The organism is Streptomyces sp. NBC_00727 (assembly GCF_045161745.1).
Classification (GTDB): Bacteria; Actinomycetota; Actinomycetes; order Streptomycetales; family Streptomycetaceae; genus Streptomyces.
Map to the genome: position 1 here is coordinate 3,819,830 of NZ_CP108981.1, position 16,993 is coordinate 3,836,822.

Below are 16,993 nucleotides of genomic sequence, written 5' to 3' on the forward strand. Positions count from 1 at the left end.
GCGTTCTCGTCGTCGGCGGAGGCTACGTCGGGATGTACACCGCGCTGCGTCTCCAGCGGAAGCTGAAACAGCGGCTGAGAAGCGGCGAGACCGAGATCGTCGTGGTCGCGCCCGAGCCCTACATGACGTATCAGCCGTTCCTCCCGGAAGCCGCCGCCGGCTCGATCTCACCGCGCCACGTCGTCGTACCGCTGCGCCGTGTCCTGCCGCACTGCACCATCGTCATCGGCGAGGCCCGCACCATCGACCACACCAAGCGCACCGCCACCGTCACCACCCTGGCCAGCGGTGAGGACGGCACCGGCGCCCTGGAGATCGCGTACGACGAAATCGTCCTGGCCCCCGGCTCCGTCTCGCGCACCCTTCCCGTCCCCGGCCTCGCCGACCACGGCGTGGGTTTCAAGACGGTCGAGGAGGCCATCGGGCTGCGCAACCACGTCATCGAACAGATGGACATCGCATCCGCCACCCGCGATCCCGCCGTCCGTGACGCCGCCCTGACCTTCGTCTTCGTCGGCGGCGGCTACGCGGGCGTCGAGGCGCTCGCCGAGCTGGAGGACATGGCCCGCTACACCTCGCGGTACTACCACAACATCAAGGCCGATGACCTGAAGTGGATCCTCGTCGAGGCCACCGGCCGCATCCTCCCCGAGGTCGGCGAATCCCTGGGCCGCTACGCCGTACGGGAACTGCGCGGCCGCAACATCGACGTACGCCTCGACACCCGGCTCGACTCCTGCGAGGACCGGGTGGCCGTGCTCAGCGACGGCTCCCGCTTCCCCACCCGCACCCTCGTGTGGACGGCCGGTGTCAAACCCGCCCCGCTCCTCGCCGCCACCGGCCTCCCCCTCGACGAACGCGGCAGGCTCGTCTGCACCGCCGAGCTCACCGTCGAGGGCGTCGAACACGCCTGGTCAGCGGGTGACGCCGCAGCCGTACCCGACCTCACCGCCGCCGAAACCGGCCGCACCACCGCGCCCAACGCCCAGCACGCCGTCCGCCAGGCCAAGGTCCTCGCGGACAACGTCGTCGCCGCGCTCGACGGGGCACCGCTCACCGAGTACCGCCACAGCTACGCGGGATCCGTCGCCTCGCTCGGACTCCACAAGGGCGTCGCGCACATCTACGGGCGCAGGCTGAAGGGCTATCCGGCCTGGCTGATACACCGCATGTACCACCTCAGCCGGGTTCCCACCTTCAACCGGAAGGCACGCGTCCTGGCCGAATGGACGCTCGCCGCCTTCTTCAAACGCGAGATCGTCTCCCTGGGCTCCCTGGAGCACCCCCGCGCCGAGTTCGAACTCGCCGCGGGGCGCCGGCCGCGGCCCGGCGGGGACGACTGTCAGTAGGGTCCGACACACTGGACGTGTGACCATGGGTGGGCCCACATCTGCACAGAGTGACCCGGCCGGCGGCAACCGACAGTGACCAGCGAAGACCACCCCGGGGGCGCCGAAAGCCCCCGACGCCCTGGCAGAGGAAGCAGCCCGCCCGAGCGGACCAGACCGACACACGAGGCCAGAAATTCCGTGAACTTCACGCGTTGGAGCGCCCGCCTCCCCGGTACGCAGCGTCGCGCCGCCCGGGAGGACCACAGCTCCGTCCCGGCGGCCCGCGCCGAGTACAGCAGGGCCGAACCGGGCGCGGGCCCGCCGCAGGACGGGCCCGCCGGAGCCCCCCTGCCCTCGGCGCCCGATCTGGAGGACCTCTCCGCCCGCGACATCCTGGGCCGGCTGCCCGCCCTCGTCGCCCTGGTGCACGGCCCCGACCACCGCATCGCCTACGTCAACGACGCGTACGCCGCCGCCTTCGGCGGCCGCCCCTGCGGAGCCCCGGCCGCCGACGCGATGCCCGAGCTGAGCGAGATCGGCCTGCTGCCCCTCATGGACCAGGTCCTGCGCAGCGGCACGCCGCGCACGGTCAAGTCCCGCAAGGCCGCCGACGGCCGCTCGTACACCGTGACCTGCACCCCCGTGCGCCCCGACAAGGAGAAGGGACGCGACGGCGGAGTCCTCGTGTACGCCGCCGACGTCACCGACCACGCCGAGGCCGCCGAACGGCTGCGCACCAGCGAGGGCCGCCACCGCGAGACCGCCGTCACGCTCCAGCGCTCCCTGCTCCCGCAGGAGCTGGAGCAGCCCGACGACCTGCGGATCGCCGCCACGTACCAGCCGGGCGGCACCGACGCCGCGGTCGGCGGCGACTGGTACGACGTGATCACCCTCGGCGCGGGCCGCACCGCGCTCGTCATCGGGGACGTGATGGGCCGCGGAGTGCGCGCCGCCGCCGTGATGGGCCAGCTGCGCACCGCCGTACGGGCCTACGCCCGCCTCGACCTCCCACCGCACGAGGTCCTCCAGCTGCTCGACGGGCTCGCCGCCGAGATCGACGCCAGTCAGATCGCCACCTGCGCGTACGCCGTGCACGACCCCAACGAGGGCCTGCTCGTATACTCCTCCGCCGGACATCTGCCGATCCTGGTGCGCGACGAGGACGGCACGGTCCGCCGCGCGGAGGACCCGATCGGCCCGCCGCTGGGCACCGGCGGCTGGCTCCACACCTCGGGCACGATCCCGCTGCCGCCCGGTTCGACGGCCGTTCTCTACACGGACGGGCTGGTCGAGCGCCGCAGCGAGGACATCGACGAGGGCGTGGCCGCGCTGGAGCGTGCGCTGTCCGGCGCGAAGGGCACGCCGCAGGTCGTCTGCGACCGGCTGATCCGCTCCCTCAACGTCACCGCGGAGCACGACGACGACGTGGCGGTCCTGGTGGTGCAGCACCCCGCTCGCACGGGGGCCGCCGCCGAGCTGTTCCACAACGCCTCGCTCGACCTGCTCGGCGGCATCGAGGCGGCTCCGCGCGCCCGCGCCTTCGCGACGGGCGTGCTGGCCTCGTGGCGTTTCCCGGTGGAGCTGTGCGATCTCGGGGTGCTCGCCGCGGGGGAGCTGGTTGCCAACTCCCTCCAGCACGGCACCCCGCCCATGCGGCTGGGGCTGCGCCGCACCGACCGCCGCCTGATCATCGAGGTGACGGACGGGGACGACCACCTGCCGCGCCGCCGCCGCGCCGAACCGGCGGACGAGGCGGGCCGGGGCATCTCGATCGTCGCCTCGATCGCCACGTCGTGGGGCAGCCGCCGCACACCGGGCGGCGGCAAGGCGGTGTGGTGCGAGTTCGTACTGCCGCGGTAGCGCCCGCGGTCAGCGCGCGGCGGCCACGGGCTCCGGCGCGCTCTCCGGCATCGAAACGGCCACCACTCGCGACGGCACATGCGCGAGCGAGGGCTGGTCCTGTACGGGGGTGAGCCGCCGGCCCAGCCGCAGCGCGAGCGCGGTGATCCCCAGCGAGAACAGCACGAACGTCACGATGTACGGACCGTGCAGCGAGGCCCCCATCGGACCGCCGACCGCGGGACCGACCGCCAGCGCGAGCTGCTTGCACAGCGCGAACGCCGAGTTGTACTGGCCCACCATCGACTCCGGCGCCAGGTCCGCGACGAGCGGCGCGAGGGTCGGCGACAGCATGGACTCGCCGAGCCCGAACATCGCGTACGTGGAGATCATCGCGGCCGTCGCCATGGTCTGGCTGCCGTGCCCGAGGCCCGCGTAGCCCGCCACGATCCAGGCGAAGGCCCAGATCAGGCCGACCGCGGCGATCACCCGGGTGCGCCGCCGGTGCTCCACGAGACGCAGCACCACGAACTGGGCGACGACGATGACGGCGGTGTTGGCGGCCAGCGCGACGCCGAGCGTGGAGGGCTCGATGCCGGCGGCCTCGGTGCCGTAGGCCGCGAGCCCGGACTCGAACTGCCCGTAGCAGGCGAAGAACAGCACGAAGCCCAGCACGCACAGCTGCACCATCGCCCGGTGCGAGAGCAGCGCCCGCAGCCCGCCGCCTGCGGCAGGTGCCCCGGCCGCAGCCTCCGGCGCGTTCACGGGGATACGCGGCATGCGCACGGTCGCCGCGATGACGCCGAGCACCAGGAACATCACGGCTTCGATCAGGAACAGCAGCGTGAACGACGCGGGGCTGCTGGTGTCGACGATCTGCCCGCCGACCAGACCGCCGATGCCGAGGCCCAGGTTCTGCAGGAAGAACTGCATGGCGAAGGCCCGGGTGCGGGTGGCGGGGCCGGTGCACCGGACGAGCATGGTGGCGAGCGCCGGCTGCATGACGGCGGTTCCCGCGCCGAGCACGGCCGCCGACAGGACGGAGGCGGTGACCTGCGAGGACACGCCGAGCGCGATGGCGCCCAGGGAAGCGACGGCCGAGGCGGCGACCAGTACGGGCAGCGGCCCACGACGGTCGATCGCCCGGCCGGTGAACGGCAGGACGGCGAGCGCCGCCATGGCGAAGACCGCCAGCACGATGCCGGCCGTACCGGCGCCCAGATCCCGTACCTGCGCCACATAGACGTACAGATACGGAACGGTGAACCCCAGCCCGAACGCACTCAGCGCGCTCCCCAGCTGAATCCGCCGCAGTGCTGCGCCCATTTCCCTGGTCACACTCACCTACCTCAAGCTCTCGAAACCCTGAGTCGTACGAAGCGAACGACTCGAACCCGAAGACTTTACCACTAAAGTTAGACGTTGAACACTACGACTCGAAGGACTTCGACGGCTATGGGCGGCGTGCCATACTGCGCGCCATGTCTGACACCACCGAGCCCGGACTCGATGAGCCGAGCCTCGACGAGCAGATCGCCGCCTACCAGCGCGAGTACCGCGACCTGGACCCCCAGGTCGAACAGGTCGTCTCCGCCCTCGGCCGGCTGAACCGCCGGATGAACGTGGCGTACGGAAGACAGCTCGCCGCGCTCGGCATCAGCAACGCCGAGTGGGAGGTGCTCAAGACCCTCGTCCTGGGCGGCGAGCCGTACCGCCTCGGCCCGGGCGAGCTCGCCAAGCGGCTCGGACTCACCCCGGCCGCGATGACGCACCGCATCGACCGCATGGCCGGCGAGGGCCTCGTGACCCGCGACCGCGACGAGAACAACCGCGTCCGCGTCATCGTCGAGCTGACGGACGACGGTCGTACGAAGTGGCTGGAGGCGATGCGGATGGCCACCGACTTCGAGGCGGACCTGCTCCAGGACCTGGAGAGCGACGAGCGCGGGGTGCTCGGCGAGATGCTGACCCGGCTGCTGCGCCGGGTGGAGCACGCCCAGCCGGACGCCGGCGGACGCCTCACCGACCTGGACTGAGGCCGGCTGCCGGACCGGCCCAGAGGGGGTTGACACACCCCTCTGCGATCCGTAAAGTTCTCCGGGTTGCCGCGGAGCCTTGACGGTTCAGCGGTAACCGATCCGCCGCGAATGCGGCAACCCAAACTCAGCACGATCTCCCGCTCGGGAGGAATTCCGGCATGCCGGAATTCATTTCGAGGGCCCGATTATGAGCCGCCGGGAAAATCCGCTAGAGTTTTGGACGTCGGAACGGCCCAACGGCCGGGAGGACAAGCCCGCTGACTGGGAATCAGGCCCGAAAGGATCTGATAGAGTCGGACTCGCCGGAAAGGGAAACGCGAAAGCGAAGAACTGGAAAGCGAAAACCGCTTGACCCGCTTCGACCGGGAATCGGACACGAAAGAGTCTGATAGAGTCGGAAACGCAAGACCGAAGGGAAGCGCCCGGAGGAAAGCCCCAGAAAATGTTCTGAGGGTGAGTACAAAGGAAGCGTCCGTTCCTTGAGAACTCAACAGCGTGCCAAAAGTCAACGCCAGATATGTTGATACCCCGGCCTGCTACGGCAGGTTGGTGGTTCCTTTGAAAGTCCTGCGGAACCTTCGGGTTCGGCAGGCAAAAACACAGCGAGGACGCAGTGGACGACGGGTCTTATTCCGACCTTGTCGTTCCGCTCTCGTGATGTGTTGTCCCGATTACGGGAAAACATTCACGGAGAGTTTGATCCTGGCTCAGGACGAACGCTGGCGGCGTGCTTAACACATGCAAGTCGAACGATGAAGCCCTTCGGGGTGGATTAGTGGCGAACGGGTGAGTAACACGTGGGCAATCTGCCCTTCACTCTGGGACAAGCCCTGGAAACGGGGTCTAATACCGGATAATACTTTCCTCCTCCTGGAGGAAGGTTGAAAGCTCCGGCGGTGAAGGATGAGCCCGCGGCCTATCAGCTAGTTGGTGGGGTAATGGCCTACCAAGGCGACGACGGGTAGCCGGCCTGAGAGGGCGACCGGCCACACTGGGACTGAGACACGGCCCAGACTCCTACGGGAGGCAGCAGTGGGGAATATTGCACAATGGGCGAAAGCCTGATGCAGCGACGCCGCGTGAGGGATGACGGCCTTCGGGTTGTAAACCTCTTTCAGCAGGGAAGAAGCGAAAGTGACGGTACCTGCAGAAGAAGCGCCGGCTAACTACGTGCCAGCAGCCGCGGTAATACGTAGGGCGCAAGCGTTGTCCGGAATTATTGGGCGTAAAGAGCTCGTAGGCGGCTTGTCACGTCGGTTGTGAAAGCCCGGGGCTTAACCCCGGGTCTGCAGTCGATACGGGCAGGCTAGAGTGTGGTAGGGGAGATCGGAATTCCTGGTGTAGCGGTGAAATGCGCAGATATCAGGAGGAACACCGGTGGCGAAGGCGGATCTCTGGGCCATTACTGACGCTGAGGAGCGAAAGCGTGGGGAGCGAACAGGATTAGATACCCTGGTAGTCCACGCCGTAAACGTTGGGAACTAGGTGTTGGCGACATTCCACGTCGTCGGTGCCGCAGCTAACGCATTAAGTTCCCCGCCTGGGGAGTACGGCCGCAAGGCTAAAACTCAAAGGAATTGACGGGGGCCCGCACAAGCAGCGGAGCATGTGGCTTAATTCGACGCAACGCGAAGAACCTTACCAAGGCTTGACATACACCGGAAAGCATCAGAGATGGTGCCCCCCTTGTGGTCGGTGTACAGGTGGTGCATGGCTGTCGTCAGCTCGTGTCGTGAGATGTTGGGTTAAGTCCCGCAACGAGCGCAACCCTTGTTCTGTGTTGCCAGCATGCCCTTCGGGGTGATGGGGACTCACAGGAGACTGCCGGGGTCAACTCGGAGGAAGGTGGGGACGACGTCAAGTCATCATGCCCCTTATGTCTTGGGCTGCACACGTGCTACAATGGCCGGTACAATGAGCTGCGATGCCGCGAGGCGGAGCGAATCTCAAAAAGCCGGTCTCAGTTCGGATTGGGGTCTGCAACTCGACCCCATGAAGTCGGAGTTGCTAGTAATCGCAGATCAGCATTGCTGCGGTGAATACGTTCCCGGGCCTTGTACACACCGCCCGTCACGTCACGAAAGTCGGTAACACCCGAAGCCGGTGGCCCAACCCCTTGTGGGAGGGAGCTGTCGAAGGTGGGACTGGCGATTGGGACGAAGTCGTAACAAGGTAGCCGTACCGGAAGGTGCGGCTGGATCACCTCCTTTCTAAGGAGCATCTAGACCCTTTCGGGGGTCCAGAGCCACTACGTCGGCAAATGTTCGACGGTGGTCAGCTCATGGGTGGAACGTTGACTACTCGGCACGGCAAGTTGTTTGTCACTAGTACTGCTTCGGCGTGGAACGTGTAAAACAATTGGTCGGGTCGGGCACGCTGTTGGGTATCTGAAGGTACGGCCGTCATGGTCGTCCTTCGGTTGCCGGCCCCAGTGAACTTGTTCTTAGGAGCAGGGTGATGGGTGGCTGGTCGTTGTTTGAGAACTGCACAGTGGACGCGAGCATCTGTGGCCAAGTTTTTAAGGGCGCACGGTGGATGCCTTGGCACCAGGAACCGATGAAGGACGTGGGAGGCCACGATAGTCCCCGGGGAGTCGTCAACCAGACTTTGATCCGGGGGTTTCCGAATGGGGAAACCCGGCAGTCGTCATGGGCTGTCACCCGCTGCTGAACACATAGGCAGTGTGGAGGGAACGAGGGGAAGTGAAACATCTCAGTACCCTCAGGAAGAGAAAACAACCGTGATTCCGGGAGTAGTGGCGAGCGAAACTGGATCAGGCCAAACCGTATGCGTGTGATACCCGGCAGGGGTTGCGCATGCGGGGTTGTGGGATCTCTCTTTCACAGTCTGCCGGCTGTGAGACGAGTCAGAAACCGTTGATGTAGGCGAAGGACATGCGAAAGGTCCGGCGTAGAGGGTAAGACCCCCGTAGCTGAAACATCAGCGGCTTGTTTGAGAGACACCCAAGTAGCACGGGGCCCGAGAAATCCCGTGTGAATCTGGCGGGACCACCCGTTAAGCCTAAATATTCCCTGGTGACCGATAGCGGATAGTACCGTGAGGGAATGGTGAAAAGTACCGCGGGAGCGGAGTGAAATAGTACCTGAAACCGTGTGCCTACAAGCCGTGGGAGCGTCGCGCATCGAGCTTGCTCGGTGCGTCGTGACTGCGTGCCTTTTGAAGAATGAGCCTGCGAGTTTGCGGTGTGTTGCGAGGTTAACCCGTGTGGGGAAGCCGTAGCGAAAGCGAGTCCGAATAGGGCGGTTTAGTAGCGCGCTCAAGACCCGAAGCGGAGTGATCTAGCCATGGGCAGGTTGAAGCGGAGGTAAGACTTCGTGGAGGACCGAACCCACCAGGGTTGAAAACCTGGGGGATGACCTGTGGTTAGGGGTGAAAGGCCAATCAAACTCCGTGATAGCTGGTTCTCCCCGAAATGCATTTAGGTGCAGCGTCGTGTGTTTCTTGCCGGAGGTAGAGCACTGGATAGGCGATGGGCCCTACCGGGTTACTGACCTTAGCCAAACTCCGAATGCCGGTAAGTGAGAGCACGGCAGTGAGACTGTGGGGGATAAGCTCCATGGTCGAGAGGGAAACAGCCCAGAGCATCGACTAAGGCCCCTAAGCGTACGCTAAGTGGGAAAGGATGTGGAGTCGCAGAGACAACCAGGAGGTTGGCTTAGAAGCAGCCACCCTTGAAAGAGTGCGTAATAGCTCACTGGTCAAGTGATTCCGCGCCGACAATGTAGCGGGGCTCAAGCGTACCGCCGAAGTCGTGTCATTCATACGCATAGGGCCAACGCCTGTATGGATGGGTAGGGGAGCGTCGTGTGCCGGGTGAAGCAGCCGCGGAAGCGAGTTGTGGACGGTTCACGAGTGAGAATGCAGGCATGAGTAGCGATACACACGTGAGAAACGTGTGCGCCGATTGACTAAGGGTTCCTGGGTCAAGCTGATCTGCCCAGGGTAAGTCGGGACCTAAGGCGAGGCCGACAGGCGTAGTCGATGGACAACCGGTTGATATTCCGGTACCCGCTTTGAAACGCCCAATACTGAATCAGGCGATGCTAAGTCCGTGAAGCCGGCCCGATCTCTTCGGAGTTGAGGGTAGTGGTGGAGCCGATGAACCAGACTTGTAGTAGGTAAGCGATGGGGTGACGCAGGAAGGTAGTCCAGCCCGGGCGGTGGTTGTCCCGGGGTAAGGGTGTAGGCCGTGTGGTAGGCAAATCCGTCACACATTAAGGCTGAGACCTGATGCCGAGCCGATTGTGGTGAAGTGGATGATCCTATGCTGTCGAGAAAAGCCTCTAGCGAGTTTCATGGCGGCCCGTACCCTAAACCGACTCAGGTGGTCAGGTAGAGAATACCGAGGCGTTCGGGTGAACTATGGTTAAGGAACTCGGCAAAATGCCCCCGTAACTTCGGGAGAAGGGGGGCCATCACTGGTGAGGGAACTTGCTTCCTGAGCTGGGGGTGGCCGCAGAGACCAGCGAGAAGCGACTGTTTACTAAAAACACAGGTCCGTGCGAAGCCGTAAGGCGATGTATACGGACTGACGCCTGCCCGGTGCTGGAACGTTAAGGGGACCGGTTAGCTGCTCTTCGGGGTGGCGAAGCTGAGAACTTAAGCGCCAGTAAACGGCGGTGGTAACTATAACCATCCTAAGGTAGCGAAATTCCTTGTCGGGTAAGTTCCGACCTGCACGAATGGCGTAACGACTTCTCGACTGTCTCAACCATAGGCCCGGTGAAATTGCACTACGAGTAAAGATGCTCGTTTCGCGCAGCAGGACGGAAAGACCCCGGGACCTTTACTATAGTTTGATATTGGTGTTCGGTTCGGCTTGTGTAGGATAGGTGGGAGACTTTGAAGCGGCCACGCCAGTGGTTGTGGAGTCGTCGTTGAAATACCACTCTGGTCGTGCTGGATGTCTAACCTGGGTCCGTGATCCGGATCAGGGACAGTGTCTGATGGGTAGTTTAACTGGGGCGGTTGCCTCCTAAAGAGTAACGGAGGCGCCCAAAGGTTCCCTCAGCCTGGTTGGCAATCAGGTGTTGAGTGTAAGTGCACAAGGGAGCTTGACTGTGAGACCGACGGGTCGAGCAGGGACGAAAGTCGGGACTAGTGATCCGGCAGTGGCTTGTGGAAGCGCTGTCGCTCAACGGATAAAAGGTACCCCGGGGATAACAGGCTGATCTTCCCCAAGAGTCCATATCGACGGGATGGTTTGGCACCTCGATGTCGGCTCGTCGCATCCTGGGGCTGGAGTCGGTCCCAAGGGTTGGGCTGTTCGCCCATTAAAGCGGTACGCGAGCTGGGTTTAGAACGTCGTGAGACAGTTCGGTCCCTATCCGCTGTGCGCGTAGGAATATTGAGAAGGGCTGTCCCTAGTACGAGAGGACCGGGACGGACGAACCTCTGGTGTGCCAGTTGTTCTGCCAAGGGCATGGCTGGTTGGCTACGTTCGGAAAGGATAACCGCTGAAAGCATCTAAGCGGGAAGCCTGCTTCGAGATGAGTATTCCCACCAACTTGATTGGTTAAGGCTCCCAGTAGACGACTGGGTTGATAGGCCAGATGTGGAAGCCCGGTAACGGGTGGAGCTGACTGGTACTAATAGGCCGAGGGCTTGTCCTCAGTTGCTCGCGTCCACTGTGTTAGTTCTGAAATAACGAACAGCCGTGTTGTTGTCCGGTTGGTTCAATTTCATAGTGTTTCGGTGGTCATTGCGTTAGGGAAACGCCCGGTTACATTTCGAACCCGGAAGCTAAGCCTTTCAGCGCCGATGGTACTGCAGGGGGGACCCTGTGGGAGAGTAGGACGCCGCCGAACAATCATTGTGGGAAAGCCCCGTGCCGATGGCACGGGGCTTTTCTGCGTTTCGGGCCCCCATGGCTTCAGTCCGCGGTGACCAGGTGGGTGTCGTATGCCAGGATCACCGCCTGGACGCGGTCCCTTGCACCGGTTTTCGCGAGAATGCGGGAGACGTGGGTCTTCACCGTGGACTCGGCGAGGTGCAGTCGCTCGGAGATCTCCGCGTTGGTCCAGCCCCGGCCGATGACCGTCAGGATCTCCAGCTCGCGTCCGGTGAGGCCGGCGATACGCGGGTCCTGGGTGGCCGGACCTCCCGGTGCGGCCGGCAGGTGCTGTACGTACGCGTCCAGGAGCCGCCGGGTCAGGCTGGGAGCGACCACGGCGTCGCCGCCGGCCACGGCCCGGATGCCGGAGAGCAGCTCCTCCGGCAGCGCGTCCTTGATGAGGAAGCCGCTGGCGCCGGCGCGGAGCCCGTCGTACGCGTACCGGTCCAGGTCGAACGTCGTGACGATCAGGACGCGGGTGCGGGAACCGGCCCTGATGATGCGGCGGGTTGCTTCTATGCCGTCCAGGAGCGGCATGCGGATGTCCATCAGGGCCACGTCCGGTTGGTGCCGGGCGACGAGCTGGAGCGCTTCGTGGCCGTTGGCGGCCTCGCCGACGACCGTCATGTCGTCCTGGCTCTCCAACAGCATCCGAAAGCCGAAACGTTGCATCGGCTGGTCGTCCGCGATGAGCACGGTCGTCACGAGGGAGAGTCCTCCAGGGGGAGCCGGAGCCGGACCTGCCAGCCGTCTTCGGCCGACGGGCCGGCGTCGAGTGTGCCGTCGTACAGGGAAGCGCGGGCGCGCATCCCGGTGATGCCCTGTCCGGTGGGGGCGGACGCCCGCCCGTCCGGGCGCGGGGTGCCATTGTCCGTGATCAGGGCCTCGAGTGTGCCGGGCCGGTAGATCAGGGTGACCTCGGCCGTCAGCGAGGGTGCGGCGCCCGCGTGTTTCAGCGTGTTGGTCAGGGACTCCTGCACGACCCGGTAGGCCGTCAGCTGGCGTCCCGGCGTCGGCGGTTGAGCAGGTGGCGTACCGCGTACATCCAGACGTACCGGCAGACCCGCCCGGCGTACGCCTTCCAGTAGCGCGTCGATGTCGTCGAGGGTGGGCTGCGGGGTACGGTCGGCGTCCTCCGGCCGGTCGCGCAACACACCGAGCAGGCGGCGGAGCTCGGCGAGGGCCTGGCGGCTGGTGGTGCCGATGGCGTCCAGAGCCTGGGCCGCGAGTTCCGGGCTGCGGGCCGCCGCGTACGAGCCGCCGTCGGCCAGGCTCGTGATGACGGAGAGGTTGTGGCCGATGATGTCGTGCATCTCGCGGGCGATCCGGGTCCGCTCGGCGGCTGCGGCGAGGCGGGCCTGCTGGTCGCGTTCGCGTTCCAGCCGGTCGGCGCGGTCGACGAGGGCCTCCGTGTACTCCTTGCGCGTACGCACCAGGATGCCCGCCAGGGCGGCGATGGCGAACATCCAGACGTGCGGGAGCAGCAGTTGGTCCCAGTCGTCCGGGAACTGCCCCGAGGCGATCACCAGGGGTGTGGCGAGCAGTGCGCCGGACCATGCCAGGGTGCGCATCGGGAGCCGTACGGCGATGTTGAAGACCACGATCTCCTGCAGCAGCGACGCCTGGATGACCGCGCCCGTCCATACGTTGACGAGGGAGAACGGGGCCATGAGGGCCAGCACGAGCAGCGGATGGGTGCGGCGCCACAGCAGCGGGGCGGAGAACGCGACGCTCATCGTGAAGACCAGCGGCTCCGGCACCTGCCGGTCGACGGCGACCGTGCGCCAGCCGCCGGTGGAGACGTCGAGGACGGCGAAGAGCACCCAGAACGTGGTGAGGGTGCCGTTCCAGGCGGCCGGGTGGCGGCGGTCGAAGGCGCGGACGCGCTGGAAGAGGCCCTGTATGTGGCCGGTGAGCGGGGTGGACGCGGGCACCGGCTCCCGGTCCGTCGCGTCGTCCGTCACTCGTCGCCCTCCGGCCTCGTGCTGCGTACGGGGCATGCGTCCCGGCGCCGCAGTAGCGCGGTGGACGCGACCAGTGTGACCGAGGCCCGCGGCGCCGGGGCGAGCAGGGCGGGGTCCGGGAGAGGTGCGGCGGAGCCCGGGCGGACGGTGAAGTCGGGGTCCTGGACGACGGTGGTGTCCCCGTAGCGTTTGGTGAGTGCGTTCGCTCTGATCACGCGGTCGACGCTACGGAGCCGGCGCGGGCCGGGCGTCGGACCCCGGGCGGGGTCTACGGGGCCGGGTAGTACCGGGGTACGACGGGGCGAATCCGTTTGCGCGGGCGCGGGAAGGCGGGTCAGGATCGGTTCATGGACTACGTGATACGGCCGGTGCGCGCCGACGAGTGGCAGTCGGTGAAGGATCTCCGGCTGGCCGCGCTCCAGGACCCGGCGGCTCCGGTGGCGTTCCTGGAGACCTACGAGGAGAGCCTGAAGCGGGCGGACGAGGCGTGGCGCGAGCGTACGGTGAACGCGTCCGAGGACGGTGCGGGGGAGGTGCGGCAGTTCGTCGCCGAGGGCGCCGACGGCTCGTGGGCGGGGTCGGTGACCGTGCTCGTCGAGGGGCCGGACGTCGAGATGCGGTTCGGTGAGCCGGCTTCGGTGAACCAGGGGCATCTGGTCGGCGTGTTCGTACGGCCGGAGGCGCGGGGCTCCGGGGTGGCGGACGCGCTGTTCCGGGCGGCCGTGGAGTGGGCGTGGACGCTGGAGAAGCCGCGGCTGGAGCGCGTACGGCTGTATGTGCACGAGAACAATCCGCGCGCCGCGGCGTTCTACCGGCGGTTCGGCTTCGTGCCGACGGGGGAGACGGTGCCGATGCCGGGCGATCCGACGGCGCGTGAGCTGGAGTACGAGGTGCCCCGGCCCTGAGTCCCCGTCTCAGAGGGTGCTGGGTGTCCGGAGCTGTTGCGTCCACTGCGAGCGGGCCTGTTCCGGGGAGCGGAGCAGGGCGATGGTCGACAGACCCTGGGTCTGGCCGGACCTCAGCAGCTCCGGAAGCCGGGGCAGGGGCGCGACGGCCGCGACGTCGTCGAGGACGAGCGTCATTGGTGGGTCGAGCCGGCCGTCGGATGACCGTGCGGCCATGCGGCGGCCGTGCTCGACCACGTCTGAGGCGAGCGCGGTGAGCAGGGGCATCGTCCCTGGACCGGATCGCGGGGTCTCGATGGATTCACCCACCACATAGAGGCTGCCCCCTTCGTCCGCAAAGGAATCCAATGCGAGCGCATCTGCTCGATTTGGGGTGCAGGCGTCCCGGACGTGGACCGAGGAGAGGGCGCCGAACGCACGGACCGTCAGCTCCTGTGCCATCTCGCGGCGTTCGGGGTGGCCGGTGAGCGCGGATTCCAGCAGTCCGGCGAGCCCGGGTGCCGCCTTCGGGTGGGTGCGCAGCAGGCGGACGGGTTCGTGGGCGTTGCCGCCCATGGCCCAGCGGTGGACCTGGCGGAAGGGGCGGCCGTCTATGGCGGCGGCGTGCAGCCAGCAGCGCAGCAGGGTCTCGGCGGTGTCGGCTGTCGCCACGTCCACGCGGGCCTGCGGGCGGACCGGGGCGAGCAGTGCGGTGGCCCGGTCGGCGGCCCGGTCGGCCTGCTCGCAGCCGGTGGTGGGCGCCCAGCGCAGCCGGTCCGGGGTGTCGCAGAGGTGGCCGGGGTCGTAGACGAGGACGGGGCCGAGCTTGGCGCGGGCGTCCTTGGTCTCGGCCCAGAGGCTGGGGTCGGAGGTCACGACGAGCACGGGGCCGTCGGCCTCGCGGATGGCCTCGACGGCGGTGGCCCGGCGGGTGGCTGCGGGGCCGTAGAGGACGAGGGGGACGCGGGGGGAGGGGACGGTTGGGGCGGCGGGGGCGGTCACTGCGGTGGCCGGCAGGGGCCGCGTCTCCGGGGCGGGTGCGGGCTCGGGCTCGGTTTCGGTGTCGCGTTCCGCGGGAACGCCGGTTGTCGGCGCGGTCTTGCGGGACGCGTCGGGCTCCGGGTGCGGTGTCGGCCCGGGGAGCGCCGCCTCGTACGCGTACTCCTCGCTCTTGCTCCGCCGGCCGCGGGCACGTCCCTTGCCCTGCTGGGCAAGGCGCTGTGTCCGCTCCTCCCTGCGTGCCTCTTCGAGGAGCGCCAGTCGTTCGGCGCGGTCCGCGCGGCGGTGGGCCCGCACGGCGCGCCAGCGGGTGACGACGCCCATGACGAACACCGTCAGCACGACGAACACCAGCAGTTCGCCGATGAGCAGGCCCCAGAACAGGCCGTAGCCGGAGAGCTCTCCCGGTGGTGTGTTCGGCCAGGCGGCGGGGAGGTCGTGCGGGGCCGCGAGCAGCCGGCGCAGGGCCAGGGGTGTCTCGGCCAGGGTGACGCCGTCGGGCCAGGCGCCATGGGCGAGGAGGCCGGCGAAGCCGGTGGCCGTCCAGGCCATCAGGGTCACCCCTAGGAGGAAGGCGAACAGCCCTACGAGCAGGCCGTCGGGGATGCCGCCCCCCTTGCCGTCGCCGGGCCGTGCCCCGCCGCCGCTCCCTGCCATGTCACGCCACCGTTGACTCGGACGACTCGTTCAGCCGTTGCTGGGTCTCGATTCTGGCCGCGCGTTCCTCCGCTTCGAGGTCGGCGGCCCGTACGTCGTCGGGGAGGAGGTCGCTCGCGGACGACTCGGTCATGGCGCGGTCGGTGAAGACGAGGGGGCGTTCGGCTTCGGTGATCAGGTGTTTGACGACCTGTACGTTGCCGTTGACGTCCCAGACCGCGATGCCCGGGGTGAGGGTGGGGATGATCTCGACCGCCCACCGGGGCAGGCCGATGACCCGTCCGGTGGCTCTGGCCTCGTCGGCCTTCTGGGCGTAGATCGTGCGGGTCGACGCCATCTTCAGGATGGCCGCTGCTTCCCGTGCGGCGGCGCCGTCGACCACGTCGCTGAGGTGGTGGACGACGGCGACGAACGAGAGGCCGAGCCGGCGGCCGAACTTCAGCAGGCGCTGGAAGAGCTGGGCGACGAAAGGTGAGTTGATGATGTGCCAGGCCTCTTCGACCAGGAAGATGCGCTTCTTGCGGTCGGGCCTGATCCAGGTGTGTTCGAGCCAGACGCCGACGATCGCCATCAGGATGGGCATGGCGATGGAGTTGCGGTCGATGTGCGAGAGGTCGAAGACGATCAGCGGCGCGTCCAGGTCGATGCCGAAGGACGTCGGGCCGTCGAACATGCCGCGCAGGTCGCCGTCGACGAGCCGGTCGAGGACGAGGGCGACGTCCAGGCCCCAGGCGCGTACGTCGTCTATGTCGACGTTCATCGCCTGGGCGGATTCCGGTTCGGGGTGGCGCAGCTGCTCGACGATGTCGGTGAGGACGGGCTGGCGGTCGGTCGTCGTCGCGTTGACGTAGGCGTGGGCGACCTTGAGCGCGAAGCCGGAGCGTTCGTCGAGGCCGTGGCCCATGGCGACTTCGATGATGGTGCGCAGCAGGGCGAGCTGGCCGGTGGTGGTGATCGCGGGGTCGAGCGGGTTGAGCCGGATGCCGCCGTTGAGGGCGGAGGTGGGGTCGAGGCGGATGGGCGTGAGGCCCAGTTCCTCCGCGATGAGGTTCCACTCGCCGACGCCGTCCTCGCCCTGGGCGTCGAGGACGACGACCTGGCGGTCGCGGAAGCGGAGCTGGCGGAGCACGTACGTCTTCTCCAGCGCGGACTTGCCGTTGCCGGACTCGCCGAGGACCAGCCAGTGCGGGGCGGGGAGCTGCTGTCCGTAGAGCTGGAAGGGGTCGTAGATGTAGCCCTTGCCGGAGTACACCTCGCGGCCGATGATCACACCGGAGTCGCCGAGGCCGGGGGCGGCGGTGGGCAGGTAGACGGCCTGGGCCTGGCCGGTCGAGGTGCGGACGGGCAGCCGGGTGGTCTCCACCTTCCCGAAGAGGAAGGCGGTAAAGGCGTCCGACAACGCGGACAGCGGATCTCGCATGGCGGT

Annotated in this window: 10 protein-coding genes and 3 rRNA genes; 7 read left to right on the plus strand and 6 right to left on the minus strand. The window is 66.8% G+C overall.

What is annotated here, in order from left to right; genetic code table 11:
- Positions 1-32: 32 nt before the first annotated feature.
- Both OG242_RS17035 and OG242_RS17040 read left to right on the plus strand, forming a co-directional pair.
- Entirely contained in the window at positions 33-1,349 is a 1,317-nt protein-coding gene (locus OG242_RS17035; RefSeq protein WP_405898976.1) for an NAD(P)/FAD-dependent oxidoreductase, read from the plus strand.
- Positions 1,350-1,529: 180 nt separating this feature from the next.
- Positions 1,530-3,191: a SpoIIE family protein phosphatase gene (locus OG242_RS17040; RefSeq protein WP_405898977.1), complete on the plus strand. Its 1,662-nt coding sequence runs from the start codon at positions 1,530-1,532 to the stop codon at positions 3,189-3,191.
- Positions 3,192-3,200: 9 nt separating this feature from the next.
- Here OG242_RS17040 and OG242_RS17045 read toward each other — a convergent pair whose 3' ends face one another.
- On the minus strand, positions 3,201-4,496 hold the full coding sequence (locus OG242_RS17045; protein ID WP_405898978.1) for an MFS transporter: 1,296 nt from the start codon (positions 4,494-4,496) through the stop codon (positions 3,201-3,203).
- Between the two features lie 155 nt (positions 4,497-4,651).
- On the opposite strand from OG242_RS17045, the gene OG242_RS17050 reads away from it, so the two are divergent.
- The 4 genes from OG242_RS17050 (at position 4,652) to rrf (ending at position 11,037) form a co-directional block, all read left to right on the plus strand.
- The gene (locus tag OG242_RS17050; protein WP_405898979.1) at positions 4,652-5,206 is read left to right on the plus strand and encodes a MarR family winged helix-turn-helix transcriptional regulator; all 555 of its coding nucleotides are present in this window, start codon (positions 4,652-4,654) and stop codon (positions 5,204-5,206) included.
- 687 nt (positions 5,207-5,893) lie between these two features.
- Positions 5,894-7,419: ribosomal RNA gene (locus OG242_RS17055) — 16S ribosomal RNA — on the plus strand.
- 298 nt (positions 7,420-7,717) lie between these two features.
- Positions 7,718-10,842 (plus strand): 23S ribosomal RNA (locus tag OG242_RS17060).
- A gap of 78 nt (positions 10,843-10,920) precedes the next feature.
- Positions 10,921-11,037 (plus strand): 5S ribosomal RNA (gene rrf / locus OG242_RS17065).
- Together the 16S, 23S and 5S rRNA genes form the textbook arrangement of a ribosomal RNA operon.
- Positions 11,038-11,102: 65 nt before the next feature.
- Here the strand turns inward: rrf and OG242_RS17070 are convergent.
- The 3 genes from OG242_RS17070 to OG242_RS17080 are packed head-to-tail and all read right to left on the minus strand — an operon-like array spanning position 11,103 to position 13,242.
- Positions 11,103-11,768, minus strand: a complete 666-nt coding sequence (locus tag OG242_RS17070; protein ID WP_405898980.1) for a response regulator — start codon at positions 11,766-11,768, stop codon at positions 11,103-11,105.
- Positions 11,765-13,063 carry a sensor histidine kinase gene (locus OG242_RS17075; RefSeq protein ID WP_405898981.1) on the minus strand — a complete coding sequence of 433 codons (1,299 nt, stop codon included), beginning with the start codon at positions 13,061-13,063 and terminating at the stop codon, positions 11,765-11,767. Before OG242_RS17075 ends, OG242_RS17070 begins: the two co-directional genes overlap by 4 nt.
- Positions 13,024-13,242: a hypothetical protein gene (locus tag OG242_RS17080; protein WP_405898982.1), complete on the minus strand. Its 219-nt coding sequence runs from the start codon at positions 13,240-13,242 to the stop codon at positions 13,024-13,026. The genes OG242_RS17075 and OG242_RS17080 overlap by 40 nt, the downstream gene beginning before the upstream one ends.
- 132 nt (positions 13,243-13,374) lie before the next feature.
- Between OG242_RS17080 and OG242_RS17085 the strand changes: the two genes are divergently transcribed.
- Entirely contained in the window at positions 13,375-13,932 is a 558-nt protein-coding gene (locus OG242_RS17085) for a GNAT family N-acetyltransferase (RefSeq protein WP_405898983.1), read from the plus strand.
- A gap of 9 nt (positions 13,933-13,941) precedes the next feature.
- On the opposite strand, the gene OG242_RS17090 is transcribed toward OG242_RS17085, so the two are convergent.
- Positions 13,942-15,567, minus strand: a complete 1,626-nt coding sequence (locus OG242_RS17090) for a type VI secretion protein (protein WP_405898984.1) — start codon at positions 15,565-15,567, stop codon at positions 13,942-13,944.
- A gap of 1 nt (position 15,568) precedes the next feature.
- Complete coding sequence (locus tag OG242_RS17095; protein ID WP_405898985.1) at positions 15,569-16,987, minus strand: ATP-binding protein; 1,419 nt, start codon at positions 16,985-16,987, stop codon at positions 15,569-15,571.
- Positions 16,988-16,993 lie beyond the last annotated feature (6 nt).

Bases quoted from the DNA above. Each gene is read 5' to 3' on its own strand.
- OG242_RS17045 (WP_405898978.1), bottom strand. From the start codon at position 4,496: ATGGGCGCAGCACTGCGGCGGATTCAGCTGGGGAGCGCGCTGAGTGCG.
- OG242_RS17035 (WP_405898976.1), top strand. From the start codon at position 33: ATGTACACCGCGCTGCGTCTCCAGCGGAAGCTGAAACAGCGGCTGAGA.
- OG242_RS17075 (WP_405898981.1), bottom strand. From the start codon at position 13,063: ATGCCCCGTACGCAGCACGAGGCCGGAGGGCGACGAGTGACGGACGAC.
- OG242_RS17085 (WP_405898983.1), top strand. From the start codon at position 13,375: ATGGACTACGTGATACGGCCGGTGCGCGCCGACGAGTGGCAGTCGGTG.
- OG242_RS17090 (WP_405898984.1), bottom strand. From the start codon at position 15,567: ATGGCAGGGAGCGGCGGCGGGGCACGGCCCGGCGACGGCAAGGGGGGC.
- OG242_RS17050 (WP_405898979.1), top strand. From the start codon at position 4,652: ATGTCTGACACCACCGAGCCCGGACTCGATGAGCCGAGCCTCGACGAG.
- OG242_RS17095 (WP_405898985.1), bottom strand. From the start codon at position 16,987: ATGCGAGATCCGCTGTCCGCGTTGTCGGACGCCTTTACCGCCTTCCTC.